This window comes from Xanthomonas sp. DAR 80977 (assembly GCF_041240605.1).
GTDB lineage: Bacteria > Pseudomonadota > Gammaproteobacteria > Xanthomonadales > Xanthomonadaceae > Xanthomonas_A > Xanthomonas_A bundabergensis.
The window spans coordinates 1,827,937-1,848,740 of sequence record NZ_CP162487.1 but is presented as its reverse complement, the minus strand read 5'-3'; the positions used below and the strand labels follow the sequence as shown (position 1 = coordinate 1,848,740).

Sequence of the window (20,804 nt, the reverse complement as noted above, 5' to 3'; positions counted from 1 at the left end):
GCCGCGATGAACTATCGCCACGCCTACCACGCCGGCAACCATGCCGACGCGCTCAAGCACACCGTACTGCTCGCGCTGATCGATGCGCTCAAGCGCAAGGACAGCCCGTTCTTCGTGCTCGACACCCATGCCGGGCGCGGCCGCTACCTGTTCGCCGCCAGCGAGGCGCGCAAGACCGGCGAGGCCGCGGCCGGGGTGCTCAAACTGATGGGCCAGCCGACCCTGCCGGAGGTGCTGGAACGCTACCTGCGCGCGGTGCAGGCCGACAATCCGGTCGGCGCCCTGGTCGCCTATCCCGGCTCGCCGCTGCTGGTCGCCCAGGCGATGCGCGAGCAGGACCGGCTCGCCGCCTGCGAGCTGCAGGCCGAGGAAGCGGCCGAGCTGAAGGCGCTGTTCGGCAACGACCGCCGCGTGCAGGTGCATGCCGGCGACGGCTATGCGGCGATCAAGGCGTTCGTGCCGCCCAAGGCCGGCGCGACCAAGATCGGCCGTGGCCTGGTGCTGATCGATCCGCCCTACGAATCGCAGGACGCCGAATACCCGCTGATCGCCGCGGCCCTGCGCGAGACCCTGACCCGTTGGCCGCAGGCGATGTGCGCGGTTTGGTACCCGATCAAGCAGCGCCGCAGCCTGCAGCCGTTCTTCCGCAAGGCCGCGGCGATGCCGGCCAAGTCGGTGCTGCTGGCCGAATTGCAGGTGCGCCAGGACGATTCGCCGCTGCGGCTCAACGGCAGCGGCATGCTGCTGCTGAATCCGCCATGGCAGTTCGAGCAGGCCCTGGCGAGCGCGTTGCCGGCACTGAAGACGCATCTGGGCGAAGCCGGCGCATCGACGCGCCTGGAGTGGCTCAAGCGCGAGGAGTGAGGCGGCGCGTGGGGCGCCCGCCACCTCGCAACCGCGCACGGTGCCGGGTCAATAGCAATCCCAGTTGTAGGCGACCCGGCTGAAATCGGCGCGCTGCAGGTCGGCCGGATCGATGAAGAAGTTGGCGATGCCGCTGTCGCCCCACATCATCTCCTCGTCGCTGTCCAGCTGCAGCAGCAGGACCTGCGCGTCCTGCGCCTTGCGCGGATCCTCCTGGGTGAACTCGGGATAGCCGCCGAGCTTGTGCCCGCTGCGATTCAAGGCCTCGTACAGCGCCTCGTCCACGTCATCCTGCGCCAGCGCATGGCGGCCAGCGTAGGCAGCGGCGATCTCGTCCAATGGCCGCCCCAGCGCCTGCTCGACGTGCACGTCGCTGCTGCCGATGGTTTCCTCGCCGGCCGTGAACTGCATCGCCCGCGGATGCGCCGGATCGAACGGCAGCGTGTCGGCGGCCGGCAACGGCACCTCGGCCTGCCGCGCCGAGGCCTCCGGCCGCGGCCAGTACACCACGCGGAAATTGCGTTGCGCGCTCAAGGCGGCCAGGTCGTTGCCGTCGTCCAGGTTGGCGCCATAGAAGTCGTCGCCGCCGATGAAGAACTGCAGCATGCCGTGCGTGGGATAGCCGCGCAGCGGCGGCAGCTTCGCCAGGTCCACCTGCGCCAGCAGCGCCAGCGGCTGGCCGCGGGCGTCGCGCGGGTACGGCTTGTCCGCGGTCCAGTACGGCCGCCCGCCGACCTTGCTGGCCAGGCGATCGTCCTGCGCCATCGGCTGCAGGCGCACCTGCGCCACCGGCCTGCGCGTGGCCTCCAGGCGTTGCCGGTACGGCGCCAGTACCGCGTCGGCCTGCACCTGCGCCTTCGCGGCGGGCGCCGCGTGGGGCGATGGCGCGAGCGGCGGCGACACCTGCATGGTGCGCTTGAGCCACCAGCCGCCGCCCAGCACCAGCCCGCCCAGTGCCGCGACCAACCCCAGGGTGATCACGGTGGACAGCAGCACAGCGTTCGAGGTCTTCATTCCGTTGTCGCCCGCGATGGACCGGGCGCCACTGTAGCAATGCCGCTCAAGTGCCGGAAGCGACCGCGGCGGCGCCCGCCTCCGGTTCGAAGAAGCTCCAGCGCACCGTCGGGAACTGCTGTTTCAACTCGCGCTCGATGCGGGTGATGTCGGCGAGCAGCGCCGCCGCATCGTGCTTCTGCCGCAGCGTGGCCTGCACCGACACCATCACGTCCTCGCCCAGTTGCATCGCGATCAGGTGGATCACCCGCTCGATCTCCGGCTGCGCCTGGAAGAACGCATGCAATTGCCGCTGCAGGGCCGGGTCCACGCTCTGCCCGATCAGCATCGCCTTGATCTCGATCGCCACCAGCACCGCGACCACGACCAGCAACGCGCCGATGGCGATGGTGCCCAGCGCATCCCACAACGGATTGCCGGTCAGCACCGTCAGCAGCACCGCGGCCAGCGCCAGCGCCAGGCCGAGCAGCGCCGCCATGTCCTCGCCGAAGATCACGATCAGCTCGGCCTGGCGGCTCTCGCGGAACCAGGTCCACAGCGAGCGCTCGCCGCGCACCTTGGCGATCTCCTGCAGGCAGGTGCGCAGCGACACGCCCTCGGCGACCAGCGCGAACCCCAGCACGCCCACCGCCCAGCCCCAACTGCTCAGCGGCTCGGGTTGCAGCAGCTTGTGCACGCCCTCGTACACCGAAAACATGCCGCCGATGCAGAACAGCATCACCGCCACCAGGAACGACCAGAAGTAGATCGCGCGGCCGTAGCCCAGCGGATACTCGGCGCTGGCCGGGCGCTTGGCCTGGCGCATGCCCAGCAGCAACAGCAGCTGGTTGCCGCAGTCGGCCAGCGAATGCACGGTCTCGGCCAGCATCGCGCCCGAGCCGGTGGCCAGCGCCGCCGCGCCCTTGGCCAGGGCGATGGCCAGGTTGGCACCGAGCGCGAAGAAAATGGCGCGCCGCGAATCGCCGCTGCCGGACATGGCCTATCCTTATCGAAAATCCCCGCATAGGGTAGGCAAACGCGGTGAGCGCAGCGTTCACGGCGCCCGCCCCGGGTAATGCGAGAATCCAGGATTCGTCGAGGAGCATCCGGCCATGGCTACCCGCAACCGCATGCCTCCGTGGCATGAAAACTTCACCTTGCCCAGCGGCCGCGAGCTGCTGATCCGGCCGATCCGGCCGGAAGACAGCGCACCGCTGCAGGGCGCCTTCAGCCTGCTCGGGCCGACCGAGATCCGCGAGCGCTTCCTGCATTCGGTGCAGGAACTGACCGAGGACATGGCGCAGCGGCTGACCCATCCCAATCCGAAGACCGAGCTGACCCTGGTCGCGGCCGAACCGCTGCCGCCGGGCGAAGCGGTGGTCGGCGCGGTGGCGCGCGCGGCGATCACGCCCGGCACCCGCGAGGCCGAGTACGCGATCCTGGTCAGCAGCTTCGTCGCCGGCCAGGGCCTGGGCCGGCAGCTGATGCGCAAGCTGGTCAAGTGGGCGCGGCGCAAGTACCTGGACCGGCTCTACGGCGACGTGCTGGAGAGCAACCTGCCGATGCTGCAACTGGCCGAGTCGCTGGGCTTCCAGCCGATGCCGCACCCCGACACCCCGGGCCTGGTCCGCGTGGTGCTGGAACTGGGCAATTGAAAGCCCGGGACCCGGGACTCGGGACCGGGGACCCGGAAGAGCAGGAGCCAAAGCCGCATATGGCGCTCTGCTTTTCCGGGTCCCGAGTCCCGAGTCCCCGGTCCCGAGCTTGCTAAACTAGTCGGTCCATGGCGCCTCTTTCCTTCCCCGTTCCGCCGCTGCCCAAATCCGGCCAGCTCCGCGCCTTCTGGCGCGCCCCTGCGTCCTCGACCGCACTGGCCTGGCATATCGCCTGCGCCGCCGCGGCGCATCGCGGGCCGCTGCTGGTGGTCGCGCGCGACAACCAGAGCGCGCACCAGATCGAAGCCGACCTGCATACGCTGCTGGCCGGCGACCAGCAGCTGCCGGTGGTGCCGTTCCCGGATTGGGAAACCCTGCCCTACGACCAGTTCAGCCCGCACCCGGACATCATCAGCCAGCGCCTGTCGGCGCTGCACCGGCTGCCGACGCTGCAGCAAGGCATCGTGGTGGTGCCGGTGCAGACGCTGATGCAGCGCGTGGCGCCGTTGCGCTACATCGTCGGCGGCAGCTTCGACCTGCGCGTGGGCCAGCGCCTGGACCTGGAGGCGGAAAAGCGCCGCCTTGAGAGCGCCGGCTACCGCAACGTGCCGCAGGTGATGGACCCGGGCGATTTCGCGGTGCGTGGCGGCCTGCTCGACGTGTACCCGATGGGCGCGGAGACCCCGTTGCGGGTCGAACTGCTGGACGAGGACATCGACTCGATCCGCGCCTTCGACCCGGAATCGCAGCGCTCGCTGGACCACGTGCAGGCGGTGAAGATGCTGCCGGGCCGCGAAGTGCCGATGGACGATGCCAGCGTCGAGCGGGTGCTGGCCACGCTGCGCGAACGCTTCGACGTGGACACGCGGCGCAGCGCGCTGTACCAGGACCTGAAGGCGCGGCTGGCGCCGTCGGGCATCGAGTACTACCTGCCGCTGTTCTTCCAGGAACCACGCAGCGCCGGCGCGCCGGCGCGCGATGCCACCGCCACCCTGTTCGACTACCTGGGCGAGACGGCGCTGCCGCTGCTCGCGCCGGGCGTGGGCGCCGCCGCCGACGCGTTCTGGGCGCAGACCCAGAACCGCTACGAGCAGCGCCGCCACGACGTGGAGCGCCCGCTGCTGGCGCCCGAGGAGCTGTACCAGGCGCCGGACACGCTGCGCGAAAAGCTCAACGGCCTGCCGCGCATCGAGGTGTGGGCCGCCGACCACCCGCGCATCGGCGACGCGCAGGCGCTGGGCGACCAGCCGTTGCCGCCGCTGCCGGTGGCGGCCAAGGACGCGGCGCCGGCCGAAGCGCTGAAGAGCTTCCTCGGCAGCTACGCGGGCCGCGTGCTGATCGCCGCCGACTCGCCGGGCCGCCGCGAAGCGCTGCTGGAAGTGCTGGCCGCGGCGGACCTGAAACCCGAGGTGATCCCCAATTTCGCCGCATTCCTCCCTTCTCCCACCGGGAGAAGGTGGCGCGAAGCGCCGGATGAGGGTACGCCGCCCGCGCGGTCCTCGTCGAAGCAGGCGGCTGCTTCGTCCGCGTCCTCCACCGCCGCGCGGAAGCAGACCGCGAGCGGGCATACCCTCACCCCAACCCCTCTCTCCCACGGGGACTCCCTTCGGTCGCCGCAGGGAGAGGGGCTCGGCGGCTCCGGTGGACTCGATGTTGCGCCGGCAGCATTCGCCATCGCGGTGGCGCCGCTGGACGACGGCTTCGCGCTCGACGATCCGCGCATCGCGGTGCTCACCGAACGCCAGCTGTTCCCCGAACGCGCCGGCCAGCCGCGGCGCACGCGCCGCGCCGGGCGCGAGCCGGAAGCGATCATCCGCGACCTCGGCGAGCTGACCGAAGGCGCACCGATCGTGCACGAGGACCACGGCGTCGGCCGCTACCGCGGGCTGATCGTGCTCGATGCCGGCGGCATGCCCGGCGAGTTCCTGGAGATCGAATACGCCAAGGGCGACCGCCTGTACGTGCCGGTCGCGCAGCTGCACCTGATCAGCCGCTACTCCGGCGCCTCGGCCGAGACCGCGCCGCTGCATTCGCTGGGCGGCGAGCAGTGGAGCAAGGCCAAGCGCCGCGCCGCCGAGAAGGTGCGCGACGTGGCCGCCGAACTGCTGGAGATCCAGGCGCGGCGCCGCGCCCGCGCCGGCCTGGCGCTGCAGGTGGACCGGGCCATGTACGAACCGTTCGCCGCCGGCTTCCCGTTCGAGGAGACCGGCGACCAGCTGGCCGCGATCGAGGCCACCCTGCGCGACCTGGGCAGCAGCCAGCCGATGGACCGCGTGGTCTGCGGCGACGTGGGCTTCGGCAAGACCGAGGTCGCGGTGCGCGCCGCGTTCGCCGCGGCCAGCGCCGGCAAGCAGGTGGCGGTGCTGGTGCCGACCACGCTGCTGGCCGAACAGCACTACCGCAACTTCCGCGACCGCTTCGCCGACTGGCCGCTGCGGGTGGAGGTGCTGTCGCGCTTCAAGAGCGCCAAGGAGATCAAGGCCGAGCTGGAGAAGGTCGCCGACGGCGGCATCGACGTCATCATCGGCACCCACCGGCTGCTGCAGCCGGACGTCAAGTTCAAGGACCTGGGCCTGGTCGTGGTCGACGAGGAACAGCGCTTCGGCGTGCGCCAGAAGGAAGCGCTGAAGGCGCTGCGCGCCAACGTGCACCTGCTGACCCTGACCGCCACGCCGATCCCGCGCACGCTGAACATGGCCATGGCCGGGCTGCGCGACCTGTCGATCATCGCCACCGCGCCGCCGAACCGGCTGGCGGTGCAGACCTTCGTCACCGCCTGGGACAACGCGCTGCTGCGCGAGGCGTTCCAGCGCGAGCTGGCGCGCGGCGGCCAGCTGTATTTCCTGCACAACGACGTGGAAAGCATCGGCCGCATGCAGCGCGAACTGAGCGAGCTGGTGCCCGAGGCGCGCATCGGCATCGCCCACGGGCAGATGCCCGAGCGCGAGCTGGAACGGGTGATGCTGGATTTCCAGAAGCAGCGCTTCAACGTGCTGCTGTCGACCACGATCATCGAATCGGGCATCGACATCCCCAACGCCAACACCATCGTCATCAACCGCGCCGACCGCTTCGGCCTGGCCCAGCTGCACCAGCTGCGCGGCCGCGTCGGCCGCTCGCACCACCGCGCCTACGCCTACCTGCTGGTGCCGGACCGGCGCAGCATCACCGGCGACGCGCAGAAGCGGCTGGACGCGATCGCCTCGATGGACGAGCTCGGCGCCGGCTTCACCCTGGCCACCCACGACCTGGAGATCCGCGGCGCCGGCGAACTGCTCGGCGAGGACCAGAGCGGGCAGATGGCCGAGGTCGGGTTCAGCCTGTACACCGAGCTGCTGGAACGCGCGGTGCGCAGCATCCGCCAGGGCAAGCTGCCGGACCTGGACGCCGGCGAGGAAGCGCGCGGCGCCGAAGTGGAACTGCACGTGCCGGCGCTGATCCCGGACGACTACCTGCCCGACGTGCACACCCGCCTGACCCTGTACAAGCGCGTCTCCAGCGCCCGCGACAGCGAGCAGCTGCGCGAGCTGCAGGTGGAGATGATCGACCGCTTCGGCCTGCTGCCGGATCCGGTCAAGCACCTGTTCGCGATCGCCGAGCTCAAGCTGCAGGCCAACGCGCTCGGCATCCGCAAGCTGGAACTGGGCGAGAACGGCGGCCGCATCGTGTTCGAGGCCAAGCCCCACGTCGATCCGATGACCATCATCCAGATGATCCAGAAGCAGCCCAAGCTGTACGCGATGGACGGGCCGGACAAACTGAAGCTGAAACTGCCGCTGCCGGAAGCCGCGGACCGCTTCAACGCCGCGCGCGGCCTGCTGGCGGCGCTGTCGCCGCGCTGAGGCGGCAGGGGCTGGCCGGCGAACGCGCGCCGATCAAGGCCGGCAGCCAGCGCCTGCTCGGCCATCCGGCGCCGGACGATGCCGGCGACCTGCAGCGCAGGTTGGGCCACTGCGCGAACGAGGTCGACACGTTGTTCGCCACGCTCGAACGGATCGCCGCCCTGCCCGACGATGTGCAGACCGCCGCGTTCGCGCCGCTGGCCCAGACGCTGCAGCGGCTGGCGACCGACCTGGACAAACGCACCCAGGCCCTGGGCGAGGCCCGGCACGCCTACGCGAAGAAGCACGCCATCCAGTTGCGCAAGCACTGAGCCCCACACACGCCAGTGCAACACCCGAAAACGGCCGGTCTCCCCGGCCGTTTTCTTTTGGCGCGCGCGTCGACGCTGCACTGGCACGGCGCATGCATCCGTTCCCCGGTGGCGGAGCCGCACACCCATGCAACTGGAATGGGTTGCCGCTCATTAGCCTGAACAACTCAGCCTTGTCAAGGTTTTGCGAGACAAATGCGCCGTTCGGCCTAAATATTCCGAAAAGGCGCCGATATCTGCTTACAGCAAGCCCCGACCGGCTTGTCCGCACCCGCGCCGCGGCCCGGGATTTCGACGTACCCACTGCCGAATCGGAGACATGCCATGCGCTCGAAACTCCCGGACTCCCCGCCCCTGCCGCTGCAACTGAGCGTGGAAGGCGACATGACCATCCGCCGCGCCGGCGAACTGAAACCCCTGCTGCTGCCGGCGCTGGAGCATCCCGGCGGCCTGCAGCTGCAGTTGCAGGCGGTCACCGAAATCGACGCCACCGGCATCCAGCTGCTGCTCGCCACCCAGGCCGCGCTGCGCGCGCTGGGGCGGCCGTTCCAGCTCGACGGCTGCAGCGCGCCGGTCAACGACGCGCTCGACCTGCTCGGCCTGCGCGACACGCTCGCGCCCGGCGCCAGCGACACCTTCCACTGATCGGCGCCAGCTCATGAATCTCGCTCAACTGCTGCAGACCTTCATCGCCGAGAGCCGCGACCTGCTCGAGGACATGGAACGCAACCTGCTGGAAGCCGAACGCGGCGAAGCCGGCCCGGACGCGGTCAACGCCATCTTCCGCGCCGCGCACACCATCAAGGGCTCCGGCGGCCTGTTCGACCTGGCGCAACTGGTGGGCTTCACCCACGTGGTGGAGAGCGTGCTCGACCTGGTGCGCGAGAACGCGGTGGCGCTGGACTCGGAGCTGATCCAGTTGATGCTGGCCTGCTGCGACCACATCCGCGCGCTGGTGGAAGCGGCGGCCGGCGCCGAGGCCGACGAAGCGGTGCTCGCCGCCGAGGGCGAGCCGCTGCTGGCGCGCCTGCACACCTACCTGCAACCGACCGCCGCGGCGCCGGCCGCCGCCACCGCGGCCGCGGCCGCCGTCCCGGCGCAGACCGGCTACTGGCGGATCTCGCTGCAGCTGTTCACCGATGCGCTGCGCTTCGGCAACTCGCCGCTGCACCTGATCCGCTGCCTGCGCAGCCTGGGCACGCTGGAGGCGGTCCGCACCCGCCACGAGCGCGTGCCGGCGCTGCCGGACCTGGACCCGGAAGCCTGCTACCTGGGCTTCGACATCCTGCTGCGCTCGGACGCGCAACAGGCCGCGATCGAGGACATCTTCGAATTCGTCCGCGACGACTGCGAGCTGCAGGTGCTGGCGGTGGATCCGCACGGCGACGCCGCCAACCTGGAACTGCCGCTGCTGGTCGCCGAGGCCGGCAACCACGCCCACGCCGACGACTTCGCCAATTTCGGCAGCCCCGCCGCAGCCGCCGCGCCTGCCGCGCCCACGCCCGCACCAACCGCCGCCGCCACGCCGGCGGCGCCGGCCAAGGCCGCCACGGCCGCCGCGGCACCCGCCGCCGCGCGCAGCGAAGGCGGCTCGATCCGCGTCGATGCCGACAAGCTCGACCGCATGATCGACCTGGTCGGCGAGCTGATCATCGCCGTCGCCAGCACCGGCGCCAACGCGCAGCGCACCGGCGACGCGCAACTGCTCGAATCCACCTCGATCCTGGCCGGGCTGGTCGAGGACGTGCGCGAGAGCGCGTTGCAGCTGCGCATGGTCAAGATCGGCGGCACCTTCAGCCGCTTCCACCGCGTGGTCCACGACGTGGCGCGCGAACTGGGCAAGGACATCGTGCTGGTGGTCAACGGCGAGGACACCGAGCTGGACAAGTCGGTGGTGGAAAAGATCGCCGATCCGCTGACCCACCTGGTGCGCAACGCCATGGACCACGGCATCGAGCCGGCCGAGCTGCGCCAGGCGCGCGGCAAGCCGGTGCGCGGCACGGTGCGGCTGAACGCGTTCCACGATTCGGGCAGCATCGTCATCCAGATCAGCGACGACGGCGGCGGCCTGAACCGCGAGCGGATCCTGGCCAAGGCGCTGGAGCGCGGCCTGATCGAGCCGGGCCGCAGCCTGTCCGACCGCGAGGTGTTCGCGCTGATCTTCGAGCCGGGCTTCTCCACCGCCGAGAAGGTCACCAACCTGTCCGGCCGCGGCGTCGGCATGGACGTGGTCAAGCGCAACATCACCGCGCTGCGCGGCAGCGTGGACATCGCCAGCCAGCAGGACGTGGGCACCACCATCTCGGTGCGGCTGCCGCTGACCCTGGCAATCATCAACGGTTTCCAGGTCGGGGTCGGCAAGTCGGTGTTCGTGGTGCCGCTGGACGTGGTCGAGGAATGCGTGGAATTCGCCCCGAACTACCAGAGCGACTACATCGACCTGCGCGGCGGGGTGCTGCCGTACGTGCGCCTGCGCTCGCTGTTCGGCATCGCCGGCGCGCCGCCGGCGCGCGAGAGCATCGTGGTGATCCGGCAGGGCGCGCAGCGCTTCGGCCTGGTCGTGGACACGCTGCTGGGCGAATGGCAGACCGTGATCAAGCCATTGGCCAAGGTATTCGCCGGGGTCAAGGGCATCAGCGGTTCGAGCATCCTCGGCAGCGGCGGCGTCGCCCTGATCCTGGACGTGCCTTCGCTGCTGACCCAGGTGGAACCCGCGACAGATTCGCTGGCGGCCTGACGCCGCCCCGCACGCCGGTGCCGCCGCGCACCGCATCACTCCCAGACGCTAGCCAGGAACCGCTGCCATGTCCTATCGCTCAAGGATCGCGACCACGTTGTTGACCACGACGGCGATCGCCGTCGCCCTGCCCGCCGCCGCGGCAGTCGCCGCGCTGCTGCTGCCGCTCGCGCAGGGAACGGCGCTGGCCCTGGTCGCGGCCGCGACGCTGGCCTGTGCCGGCCTGCTGGGCTGGGCCGCGCTCGCCGCGGCGCGCACGCTGAACCTGGCCACCGCCGGGCTGGACGCGCTGGTGCGCGGCGACCTGGAGCGGATCGTGCCGGCAGCCGCCGCAGCCGACAACGAGGTGGCGCAGCTGCTGCGCACGGCGCAGGCCGACCTGCGCCAGTTCCATGCCGACGTCGTGCACATGGCCGGCGCGCATGCGGCCGGCGCATGCGATGTGGCGCTGGACGCGACGCGCTGGCCCGGCACCCACCGCGACCTGGCCGACAACATCAACAAGATGGTCGCCGGGCACATCAGCGTGAACAAGCAGGCGATCGACTGCGTGGCCGAATTCGGCCGCGGCAACTTCGCCGCGCCGCTGGCCGCGTTCCCCGGCCAGAAGGCGTTCATCAACGAGGTGGTCGAGCAGGTGCGGCGCAACCTGCTCGGGCTGATCGCGGAAATGCGGCGCATGTCCGACCAGCACGAGGCCGGCGAGATCGACGCGGTCATCGACAGCGCGCAGTTCCAGGGCGATTTCCGCGGCATGGCCGACGGCATCAACCGCATGGTCGGCGGGCATATCGCGGTCAAGAAACTGGCGCTGGGCGTGGTCGCCGAGTTCGGCCGCGGCAACTTCGACGCGCCGCTGGCGCAGCTGCCCGGCAAGAAGGCCTTCATCAACGACACCGTCGAGCATGTGCGCGGCAACTTCAAGCAGCTGATCGCCGAGATCAACCGCATGTCCACCGAGCACGACAAGGGCGACATCGACGTGGTCATCGACACCGCCAGGTTCGAGGGCGACTTCGCCACGATGGGCGACGGCATCAACAAGATGGTGGCCGCGCACATCGCGGTCAAGAAGCTGGCGCTGGGCGTGGTCGCCGAATTCGGCCGCGGCAACTTCGACGCGCCGCTGGCGCAGCTGCCTGGCAAGAAGGCCTTCATCAACGACACCGTCGAGCACGTGCGCGGCAACTTCAAGCACCTGATCGCCGAGATCAACCGCATGTCCGCCGAGCACGACAAGGGCGACATCGACGTGGTCATCGACACCAGCAAGTTCGAAGGCGACTTCGGCGCGATGGGCGACGGCATCAACAAGATGGTGGCCGCGCACATCGCGGTCAAGAAACTGGCGATGGGCGTGGTCGCCGAGTTCGGCCGCGGCAACTTCGATGCGCCGCTGGCGCAGCTGCCGGGCAAGAAGGCCTTCATCAACGACACCATCGAGCAGGCGCGCGGCAACCTGCGCAGCGTCGGCGACGTGATCAAGGTCATGGGCGCGGTCGCCGAGGGCGATCTCAGCTGCAAGGTGCAGGGCCGCTACGAGGGCGCGTTCGCCGACATGCAGCGCTACGTCAACGCCACCATCGACAAGCTCACCGGCATCGTCAACGAGGTCAACGGCAATGCCGCGACCCTGGCCAGCGCCTCCGAGCAGCTGTCGGCCACCGCGCAGTCGCTGAGCCAGGCGGCCAGCGAGCAGGCCGCCGGGGTCGAGGAGACCAGCGCCTCGCTGGAGCAGATGACCGGTTCGATCTCGCAGAATTCCGAGAACGCCAAGGTCACCGACGGCATGGCCGCCAAGGCCTCGCGCGAAGCCGCCGAGAGCGGCGAGGCGGTCCGCGCCACGGTCGCGGCGATGAAGGAGATCGCCAGGAAGATCGGCATCATCGACGACATCGCCTACCAGACCAACCTGCTGGCGCTGAACGCCGCGATCGAGGCGGCGCGCGCCGGCGAGCACGGCAAGGGCTTCGCGGTGGTCGCCGCGGAGGTGCGCAAGCTGGCCGAACGCAGCCAGGTGGCCGCGCACGAGATCGGCGACGTGGCCGGCTCCAGCGTCGACCTGGCCGAGAGCGCCGGGCGCCTGCTGGACGGGATGGTGCCGTCGATCCGTCGCACCTCCGACCTGGTGCAGGAGATCAGCGCCGCCTCCGAGGAACAGACCTCCGGGGTCGGCCAGATCAACTGCGCGGTGGTCCAGCTCAGCCAGACCACCCAACAATCTGCAGCCAACGCTGAAGAATTGGCCGCCACGGCCGAAGAAGTGAGTAGCCAGGCCGAACAACTGCAGACGCTCATGAACTTCTTCAAGACCAACCCCGCCAGCGCCGCGTCCGCCCCGACCCCGTTGCCGCGCCGCGCGCCGGCAGCGGCAGCGCGGGCGCCGCGCCTGCGCGCCTTCGCCGGCAGCGCCCCGGCGGCGGCGCGGCTGGACGAAGCCGCCTTCGAGACCTTCTGAACCCCGCACCAACCCACCCGGAACCGGCCGCGACACGGCCGGGACGCGCCACCCCATCACCCACCAGGTACACCGTCATGTCCAACGCCACCTCACTCTCCTCCAAGCTATGGACTGGCTCCTGCATCGCGGTACTGCTGCCATTGGCAACCAGCGCGGCCGGCTTCGCGCTCGCGCTGCCGCCGGGCCAGGTACTGGCGCTGGCCGTCGCCGCCGCGGTCCTGGGCGGCGCGGTGCTCGCCTATGTGGCCTACACGGTCTCGCGCTCGCTGCGGATCGCCACCACCACCCTGACCCGCTTCGCCCGCGGCAATTTCGAGGTGGTGATGCCGACGGTGCGCAACGACCAGGCCTGCGAGATCCTGCTGGCGCTGCGCGAGGTGCAGTCCGGCGTGCGCCAGATCGGCGACGAGGTCGGGCGCATGTCGCGCGAGCACGATGCCGGCGACATCGACGTGGTCATCGACGGCCAGCGCTTCGAAGGCGACTTCCGCAGCATCGCCGAGGGCATCAACCGCATGGTCGCCGGCCATATCGCGGTCAAGAAGAAGGCCATGGCCTGCATCGCCGAGTTCGGCCGCGGCAACTTCCAGGCGCCGCTGGAGAGCTTCCCCGGCAAGAAGGCGTTCATCAACGACACCATCGAGCAGGTGCGCCGCAACCTGCTGGGGCTGATCGCGCAGATGAACCAGATGTCCGCCGAACACGACGCCGGCGACATCGACGTGGTCATCGACAGCCAGCGCTTCGAAGGCGATTTCCGCACCATGGCCGACGGCATCAACCGCATGGTCGTGGGCCACATCGCGATCAAGAAGCTGGCGATGGGCGTGGTCGCCGAATTCGGCCGCGGCAACTTCGATGCGCCGCTGGCGCAGTTGCCCGGCAAGAAGGCGTTCATCAACGACACCATCGAACAGGTGCGCGCCAACCTGCGCGCGCTGATCCGCGACACCAACCTGCTGGCCGAGGCCGCCGGCGCCGGGCGCCTGGACGTGCGCGCCGACGCCGGCCTGCACCACGGCGACTTCCGCCGCATCGTCGACGGCATCAACCAGACCCTGGACGCGGTGATCGGCCCGCTCAACGAAGCGCGCCAGGTGCTCAAGGCGATCGAGGAAGGCGACCTGACCCGCACCGCCGGCATCGCCTGCCAGGGCCAGCTGAAGGAGCTGTGCGACAGCATCAACGCCACCGTCGCGCGCCTGGCGCAGGTGGTCGGCGAGGTCAACATCAATGCCGAGGCGCTGGCCAGCGCCTCGGAGGAAGTCAGCGCCACCGCACAGTCGCTGAGCCAGGCGGCCAGCGAGCAGGCCGCGGGCGTGGAGGAAACCAGCGCCTCGCTGGAGCAGATGACCGCCTCGATCGCGCAGAACACCGAGAACGCCAAGATCACCGACGGCATGGCCGGCAAGGCCGCGCGCGAAGCCATCGAGGGCGGCGAAGCGGTGCGCTCCACGGTCGCGGCGATGAAGCAGATCGCGCAGAAGATCGGCATCATCGACGACATCGCCTACCAGACCAACCTGCTCGCGCTCAACGCCGCGATCGAGGCGGCGCGCGCCGGCGAACACGGCAAGGGCTTCGCCGTGGTCGCCGCGGAAGTGCGCAAGCTGGCCGAGCGCAGCCAGGTCGCCGCGCAGGAGATCGGCGACGTCGCCACCTCCAGCGTCGAACTGGCCGAGAACGCCGGCAAGCTGCTCGACCAGATGGTGCCGTCGATCAAGCGCACCTCCGACCTGGTGCAGGAGATCACCGCCGCCTCCGAGGAACAGACCTCCGGCGTCGGCCAGATCAATGCCGCGGTCGGCCAGCTCAACCAGACCACCCAGCAGGCCGCGTCCAATTCCGAGGAACTGGCCGCCACCGCCGAGGAAATGAGCGGCCAGGCCGAGCAGTTGCAGCAGCTGATGAGTTTCTTCCGCACCACCCAGACGGCGGCGCCGCGGCGCCCGGTCGCGGTAGCGCGCGCCAGCAAGAAGGCGGCGCCCGCGCGGACACGCGGCTACGGCGAGGCCGGGCTGGCGCTGGTGACGACGACCCCGGACGAACTCCATTTCGACAGCTTCTGAACGAACGCGACGCCCTGCCTTCGGTTCCCAACAGATCCCGCCCGCGGTCCGGACGGCTCCCACATTCCACATTCAAGAGATCGCGCTTGTGTTCGCCAACATGAAAATCGGTACAAGAATCGGCCTGGGCTTCGCCTCGGTCCTGCTGTTGATGCTCGGCATGGGCCTGTTCGCCACCGACAAGCTGGCCCAGGTCAACCAGTCCTCGACCGACATGGCCGAGAACTGGATGCCCAGCATCCGCTACGTCCAGCAGATGAACACCAACACCTCCGACCTGCGCGTGGCCGAGCTGCAGCACGTGATCAGCGAAAACCCGCAGGACATGGCCAGGCTCGAGCAGGTGATGGACGGGGTATTGGCCCAGTACGCGAGCAATCGCGACCACTACGTCAAGCTGATCTCCTCGCCCGAGGAAAAGGCCGACTACGAGGAATTCGCGCGCACGTTCGACCAGTATCTGGTCCTGCACAATCGCGTGCTGGAGCTGTCGCGCGGCCTGAAGACCAGCGAGGCGATGGCCCTGCTCAACGGCGAGCAGCAGAAACTGTTCGACGACTCCTCCAACGTGCTGGACAAGCTGGTGGAGATCAACGTCAAGGGCGGCGAAGCCGCCAGCGCGCAGGGCGATGCGCTGTACGCCAGCGCGCGCGGCTGGATCATCGCGGTGATCGCGGTGTGCGTGCTGCTCGGCGCCGGCATCTCGGTGTTCATCGTGCGCGGACTGATGCGCCTGCTCGGCGGCGAGCCGGCCTATGTGGCCGAGATCGCCAACAAGGTGGCGCAGGGCGACCTGGCGCTGGACGTGAGGATCCGCGCCAACGACACCGGCAGCGCGCTGTACGCGATGCGCAGCATGGTCGAGCGGCTGAAGCTGGTCATCGACGGCCAGCGCCGCGTGGTCCAGGCCGCCAACCGCGGCGATTTCTCCGAGCAGGTCGCCCTCGACGGGCTGGCCGGCTTCCAGCGCGAAATGGGCCAGGGCCTGAACGACCTGATGCAGACCACCGGCAACAGCATCCAGGACGTGGTGCGGGTGATGGGCGCGATGGCCCAGGGCGACCTGACCCAGAGCATCGACAAGCCCTACGACGGCGCCTACGCGGAGATGAAGAACTACGTCAACGACACCATCGCGCGCCTGTCGCAGGTGGTCAGCGAGGTCAACGGCAATGCCGAGGCGCTGGCCAGCGCCTCGGAGGAAGTCAGCTCCACCGCACAATCGCTGAGCCAGGCCGCCAGCGAGCAGGCCGCCGGGGTGGAAGAGACCAGCGCCGCGATCGAGCAGATGACCGCCTCGATCGGGCAGAACACCGAGAACGCCAAGGTCACCGACGGCATGGCCAGCAAGGCCTCCAGCCAGGCCATGGACGGCGGCGAGTCGGTCCGCGCCACGGTGCAGGCGATGAAGCAGATCGCGCAGAAGATCGGCATCATCGACGACATCGCCTACCAGACCAACCTGCTCGCGCTCAACGCCGCGATCGAGGCCGCGCGCGCCGGCGAGCACGGCAAGGGCTTCGCCGTGGTCGCCGCGGAAGTGCGCAAGCTGGCCGAACGCGCGCAAGTGGCGGCGCAGGAGATCGGCGACGTGGCCGGCTCCAGCGTCGAGCTGGCCGAGAACGCCGGCAAGCTGCTCGACCAGATGGTGCCGTCGATCAAGCGCACCTCCGACCTGGTGCAGGAAATCACCGCGGCCTCCGAAGAACAGGCCTCGGGGGTCAACCAGATCAACACCGCGATCGGCCAGCTCAACCAGACCACGCAGCAGGCGGCCTCCAATTCCGAGGAACTGGCCGCCACCGCCGAGGAGATGAGCGGCCAGGCCGAACAGCTGCAGCAGCTGATGAGCTTCTTCAAGCTCGACACCGCGCAGCGGCCGGCACGCCGCGCCGCGCCGGCCGGCGCGCGCAAGCCGCTGCAGCCGGCGCGCGCGCCGGCGCGCAAGCCGGCCGTGCGCTTCGCCGAGAGCCAGCTCGCGCTGGCCGGCGACGCGCCGGACGAAACCCACTTCGACACGTTCTGAGGACAGGCCATGACCGCACACGAATCGTCGGTGCCGTTCGGCGGCGCCGATCTTGCTCCCAACCAGTTCCTGACCTTCCTGCTCGGCAAGGAGATGTTCGGGGTCGGCATCCTCGGCATCAAGGAAATCATCGAATACCGCACGCCGACCGACGTGCCGATGATGCCGCCGGCCTTGCGCGGGGTGATCAACCTGCGCGGCGCGGTGGTGCCGGTGGTGGACCTGCAGCAACGCTTCGGCCGTCCCGCCAGCGACGTGACCAAGCGCACCTGCATCGTCATCGTCGAGGTCGCCAACGGCAACGAGCGCCAGGTGCTGGGGCTGCTGGTGGATGCGGTCAGCGAAGTGCTGGAGATCGCCGCCGCCGACATCGCCCCGGCCCCGGCCTTCGGCGCCGGCATCCGCCGCGATTTCATCCACGGCATGGGCAAGGTCGGCGAGCGCTTCGTGATCCTGCTCGATGCCGACGCCGCGCTGTCCACCCAGGAGTTCGTCGCCATGGCCGGCATCGAGTCGGGTGTCGAGGAAGGCATGGCCGCCTGAGTTCCCCGCGCGGCGCGGTGCATCGCGCCGCGCCCAGCCCTTGTCCACCGACGGAATCCGCATGCCGCTCGTCCACGAAATCGCCACGCTCAGCCAGTTCGGCACGGTCCTGGTCGTCGACGACAGCCACGTCCAGCGCGAACACGCGCTGGCGCTGTGCCTGCGGCTGGGCGCGGCGGCGGTGGAAGGCGTGCCCGACGGCCATGCCGCACTGGCGCGGGTCAGCCAGGGGCCGGCGCCGGGGCTGCTGATCGTGGACCTGGAAATGCCCGGCATGGACGGCGTGCAGTTGCTCGACGCGCTGGCCCGCTGCAACGTGCGCGTGCCGATCGTGGTCGCCTCGCAGCGCGGCGCGGCGCTGATCGACTCGGTGCTGCAGGTCGGCCGCGCCAACGGCCTGCAGGTGCTGGCCGGCCTGGAGAAGCCGCTGCGCGCCGCCGAACTCGACGCGGCGCTGCAGACCCACCCGCAACCGGCCCCGGCGACCCGCACCGACGCCACCCTGGACGGCGGCACCGACGCGGCGATGCTGCACGAGGCCGTGCGCCGCGGCGACATCGAAGTGGCGTACCAGCCCAAGGTGGACATGCGCAGCGGCCAGGTCAGCGGCGTGGAAGCGCTGGCGCGCTGGCGGCATCCGCAGAACGGGCAGATCGCGCCGGACCGGTTCATCGCCCTGGCCGAACGCGAAGGCCTGATCCACGCGCTGACCGCCAGCGTCGCCGACCAGGCGATGGCGCGGCTGGCGACCTGGAAGCAATCCGGCTTCCGCCTGACCCTGGCGATCAACCTGTCGCCGTGCCTGCTGCAGGAGCCGGGACTGCTCGACGAACTGCACGGCCAGCTGCGCCGCCACGGGCTGGTGCCGGCCGACGTGATCCTGGAGATCACCGAAAGCTCGCTGGTCGAAGCCAGCGCGCTGGGCATGCTGGCGCGGCTGCGGCTGCAGGGCTTCGGCCTGTCGCTGGACGACTACGGCACCGGCTTCTCCTCGTTGCAGCAGCTGACCCGCATTCCCTTCACCGAACTGAAGATCGACCGCATCTTCGTGCACGACGCGCACCGCAGCCGCAACCTGCGCACCGTGCTCGAATCGGCGCTGGGCATGGCCCAGCGGCTGGGCCTGAGCACCGTCGCCGAAGGCATCGAAACGGTGGAGGACTGGCAGCTGCTGCAGGAACTGGGCTGCGACCTGGGCCAGGGCTATCTGCTGGCGCGGCCGATGGGCGGCGGCGCGCTGACCAACTGGCTGCTCGAGCACCAGGCGCGGCTGCAGGACCACGGCCCCACTTCGGCGCAAGCGCCGCATCACTGACTCCCGGACCATCATGACCAGCACCGACACCATCACCGAGCAGGAATTCGGCAAGTTCCAGCGCTTCATCTTCGACGCCGCCGGCATCACCATTTCCCCGGCCAAGAAGGCGATGCTGTGCGGGCGCCTGGGCAAGCGCCTGAAGGCGCACTCGCTGCAGACCTATACCCAGTACCTGAAGCTGCTGGAAAGCCGCGAAGGCAGCGGCGAGGTGCAGACCGCGATCGACCTGCTGACCACCAACGAGACCTATTTCTTCCGCGAGCCCAAGCACTTCGAGCTGCTGCGCAAGCTGGCCCTGGAGCACAAGGGCGGCGCGCCGTTCCGCTGCTGGAGCGCGGCCAGTTCCAGCGGCGAGGAGGCCTACAGCATGGCGATGGTGCTGGACGACGCGCTGCAGGGCCGCGCCTACGAAGTGGTCGGCACCGACATCAGCACCCGCGTGCTGGCCAAGGCGCGCACCGGCCACTATCCGCTGCAGCGCATCGAGCACATGCCGCCGGCGCTGCTCAAGCGCTACTGCCTGAAGGGCCGCGGCGAGTACGAGGGCAGCCTGCTGATCGACCGCCGGATCCGCGACAACGTGCGCTTCCTGCACGCCAACCTCAACGCGTCGCTGCCCAACCTCGGCCAGTTCGACGTGATCTTCCTGCGCAACGTGATGATCTACTTCAACGGCCAGACCAAGCGCGAAGTGGTCGCGCGGGTGCTGTCGGTGCTCAAGCGCGGCGGCATCTTCTGCATCGGCCACTCCGAAAGCCTCAACGACATCAACAACGACGTCGTGCAGGTGGCGCCGTCGGTGTTCCGCAAGCCATGAGCGCCACTGCTGTCTCTACAAGGAACGACCGATGACGACGACGATCAAGGCCATGGTGGTCGACGATTCGGCGGTGGTGCGCCAGGTCCTGGTGGCGGTGCTCAACGACGCCCCCGGCATCGAGGTGATCGCCTCGGCCGCCGACCCGCTGCTGGCGATCGACAAGATGCGCCAGCAATGGCCGGACGTGATCGTGCTGGACGTGGAAATGCCGAAGATGGACGGCATCACCTTCCTGCGCAAGATCATGAGCGAGCGCCCCACCCCGGTGGTGATCTGCTCCACGCTCACCGAAAAGGGCGCGCGGGTGACCATGGACGCGCTGGCCGCCGGCGCGGTGGCGGTGGTGACCAAGCCCAAGCTCGGCCTGAAGCAGTTCCTCACCGACTCGGCCGAGGAACTGGTGGCCACGGTGCGCAGCGCCGCGCGCGCCAACGTCAAGCGCCTGGCCACGCGCAGCGCCGCGCCGCCGGTGGAAGCGGAGGTCAAGCACACCGCCGACGTGATCCTGCCGGCGCAGGGCGGACGCCCACTGGCGCAGACCACCGAACGGGTGATCGCGATCGGCACCTCCACCGGCGGCACCCAGGCGCTGGAGGAAGTGCTGACCGCGCTGCCGCGGGTCAGCCCGGGCATCGTCATCGTCCAGCACATGCCGGAGAAGTTCACCGCCGCGTTCGCCGCGCGCCTGGACACGCTGTGCCAGATCTCGGTGAAGGAAGCGGCCAACAACGACCGCGTGGTCCCCGGCCGCGCGCTGATCGCGCCCGGCGGCAAGCACATGCTGCTGCGCCGCAGCGGCGCGCAGTATTTCGTCGAAGTGGTGGACGGGCCGCCGGTGAACCGGCACCGGCCGTCGGTGGACGTGCTGTTCCGCTCCGCCGCGCGCGCCGCCGGCGGCAATGCGCTGGGCATCATCATGACCGGCATGGGCGACGACGGCGCGGTCGGCCTGCTGGAGATGCGCCAGGCCGGCGCGCGCACCGTGGCCCAGGACGAACAGAGCAGCGTGGTGTTCGGCATGCCCAAGGAAGCGATCAAGCGCGGCGGCGCGGAGAAGATCCTGCCGCTGGGATCGATGGCGCGCGAGATCGTGCAGCAGCTGACCTAGCCTGGTCTCGGATCAGGATGCGGTTGCTTGTGGGAGCGACTTCAGTCGCGACGGGCT

13 protein-coding genes and 3 pseudogenes are annotated in these 20,804 nt (G+C 69.8%); 14 read left to right on the top strand and 2 right to left on the bottom strand.

All coding sequences use genetic code 11. From position 1 onward, the window contains the following. The first annotated feature begins 6 nt into the window (after positions 1–6). Entirely contained in the window at positions 7–864 is an 858-nt protein-coding gene (locus tag AB3X10_RS07795; protein WP_369980483.1) for a 23S rRNA (adenine(2030)-N(6))-methyltransferase RlmJ, read from the top strand. A 48-nt stretch (positions 865–912) separates the two neighbouring features. Here AB3X10_RS07795 and AB3X10_RS07790 read toward each other — a convergent pair whose 3' ends face one another. Continuing rightward, positions 913–1,878 (bottom strand): YwqG family protein, encoded by a 966-nt coding sequence (locus AB3X10_RS07790; RefSeq protein ID WP_369980481.1) that lies wholly within the window; start codon positions 1,876–1,878, stop codon positions 913–915. Between the two features lie 46 nt (positions 1,879–1,924). After that, the gene (locus AB3X10_RS07785) at positions 1,925–2,854 is read right to left on the bottom strand and encodes a cation diffusion facilitator family transporter (RefSeq protein WP_369980479.1); all 930 of its coding nucleotides are present in this window, start codon (positions 2,852–2,854) and stop codon (positions 1,925–1,927) included. A 115-nt stretch (positions 2,855–2,969) separates the two neighbouring features. Here AB3X10_RS07785 and AB3X10_RS07780 point away from each other — a divergent pair, with 115 nt between their 5' ends. From AB3X10_RS07780 to AB3X10_RS07720, 13 genes and pseudogenes are all read left to right on the top strand, one after another. Continuing rightward, complete coding sequence (locus AB3X10_RS07780) at positions 2,970–3,512, top strand: GNAT family N-acetyltransferase (protein ID WP_145707860.1); 543 nt, start codon at positions 2,970–2,972, stop codon at positions 3,510–3,512. A 128-nt stretch (positions 3,513–3,640) separates the two neighbouring features. Continuing rightward, positions 3,641–4,948 (top strand): annotated as a pseudogene (locus AB3X10_RS07775) (transcription-repair coupling factor); the annotation flags it as partial. 159 nt (positions 4,949–5,107) lie between these two features. Continuing rightward, a pseudogene (gene mfd / locus AB3X10_RS07770) lies at positions 5,108–7,354 on the top strand (transcription-repair coupling factor); the annotation flags it as partial. A 131-nt stretch (positions 7,355–7,485) separates the two neighbouring features. Next, positions 7,486–7,665, top strand: coding sequence for a hypothetical protein (locus AB3X10_RS07765; protein ID WP_369980476.1), 180 nt, complete (start codon positions 7,486–7,488; stop codon positions 7,663–7,665). Between the two features lie 324 nt (positions 7,666–7,989). After that, positions 7,990–8,310: an STAS domain-containing protein gene (locus tag AB3X10_RS07760; RefSeq protein WP_369980474.1), complete on the top strand. Its 321-nt coding sequence runs from the start codon at positions 7,990–7,992 to the stop codon at positions 8,308–8,310. 13 nt (positions 8,311–8,323) lie between these two features. Next, the gene (locus AB3X10_RS07755) at positions 8,324–10,402 is read left to right on the top strand and encodes a chemotaxis protein CheA (RefSeq protein WP_369980472.1); all 2,079 of its coding nucleotides are present in this window, start codon (positions 8,324–8,326) and stop codon (positions 10,400–10,402) included. 559 nt (positions 10,403–10,961) lie between these two features. Beyond that, positions 10,962–12,860: pseudogene (locus AB3X10_RS07750) on the top strand (methyl-accepting chemotaxis protein); the annotation flags it as partial. Positions 12,861–12,937: 77 nt separating this feature from the next. Continuing rightward, on the top strand, positions 12,938–14,932 hold the full coding sequence (locus tag AB3X10_RS07745; protein WP_369980470.1) for a methyl-accepting chemotaxis protein: 1,995 nt from the start codon (positions 12,938–12,940) through the stop codon (positions 14,930–14,932). A 100-nt stretch (positions 14,933–15,032) separates the two neighbouring features. After that, positions 15,033–16,958, top strand: coding sequence for a HAMP domain-containing methyl-accepting chemotaxis protein (locus AB3X10_RS07740; protein WP_369980468.1), 1,926 nt, complete (start codon positions 15,033–15,035; stop codon positions 16,956–16,958). A gap of 9 nt (positions 16,959–16,967) precedes the next feature. Next, entirely contained in the window at positions 16,968–17,501 is a 534-nt protein-coding gene (locus tag AB3X10_RS07735) for a chemotaxis protein CheW (protein ID WP_369980466.1), read from the top strand. A 55-nt stretch (positions 17,502–17,556) separates the two neighbouring features. Further along, positions 17,557–18,816, top strand: a complete 1,260-nt coding sequence (locus AB3X10_RS07730; RefSeq protein ID WP_369981722.1) for an EAL domain-containing protein — start codon at positions 17,557–17,559, stop codon at positions 18,814–18,816. 13 nt (positions 18,817–18,829) lie between these two features. Next, the gene (locus AB3X10_RS07725; RefSeq protein ID WP_369980464.1) at positions 18,830–19,636 is read left to right on the top strand and encodes a CheR family methyltransferase; all 807 of its coding nucleotides are present in this window, start codon (positions 18,830–18,832) and stop codon (positions 19,634–19,636) included. A gap of 31 nt (positions 19,637–19,667) precedes the next feature. Next, positions 19,668–20,747: a protein-glutamate methylesterase/protein-glutamine glutaminase gene (locus AB3X10_RS07720; RefSeq protein WP_369980462.1), complete on the top strand. Its 1,080-nt coding sequence runs from the start codon at positions 19,668–19,670 to the stop codon at positions 20,745–20,747. Positions 20,748–20,804: the final 57 nt, after the last annotated feature.

Coding starts and splice junctions, on each gene's coding strand:
- AB3X10_RS07795 (WP_369980483.1), top strand. CDS start 7: ATGAACTATCGCCACGCCTACCACGCCGGCAACCATGCCGACGCGCTC.
- AB3X10_RS07790 (WP_369980481.1), bottom strand. CDS start 1,878: ATGAAGACCTCGAACGCTGTGCTGCTGTCCACCGTGATCACCCTGGGG.
- AB3X10_RS07785 (WP_369980479.1), bottom strand. CDS start 2,854: ATGTCCGGCAGCGGCGATTCGCGGCGCGCCATTTTCTTCGCGCTCGGT.
- AB3X10_RS07780 (WP_145707860.1), top strand. CDS start 2,970: ATGGCTACCCGCAACCGCATGCCTCCGTGGCATGAAAACTTCACCTTG.
- AB3X10_RS07760 (WP_369980474.1), top strand. CDS start 7,990: ATGCGCTCGAAACTCCCGGACTCCCCGCCCCTGCCGCTGCAACTGAGC.
- AB3X10_RS07755 (WP_369980472.1), top strand. CDS start 8,324: ATGAATCTCGCTCAACTGCTGCAGACCTTCATCGCCGAGAGCCGCGAC.
- AB3X10_RS07745 (WP_369980470.1), top strand. CDS start 12,938: ATGTCCAACGCCACCTCACTCTCCTCCAAGCTATGGACTGGCTCCTGC.
- AB3X10_RS07740 (WP_369980468.1), top strand. CDS start 15,033: ATGAAAATCGGTACAAGAATCGGCCTGGGCTTCGCCTCGGTCCTGCTG.
- AB3X10_RS07735 (WP_369980466.1), top strand. CDS start 16,968: ATGACCGCACACGAATCGTCGGTGCCGTTCGGCGGCGCCGATCTTGCT.
- AB3X10_RS07725 (WP_369980464.1), top strand. CDS start 18,830: ATGACCAGCACCGACACCATCACCGAGCAGGAATTCGGCAAGTTCCAG.
- AB3X10_RS07720 (WP_369980462.1), top strand. CDS start 19,668: ATGACGACGACGATCAAGGCCATGGTGGTCGACGATTCGGCGGTGGTG.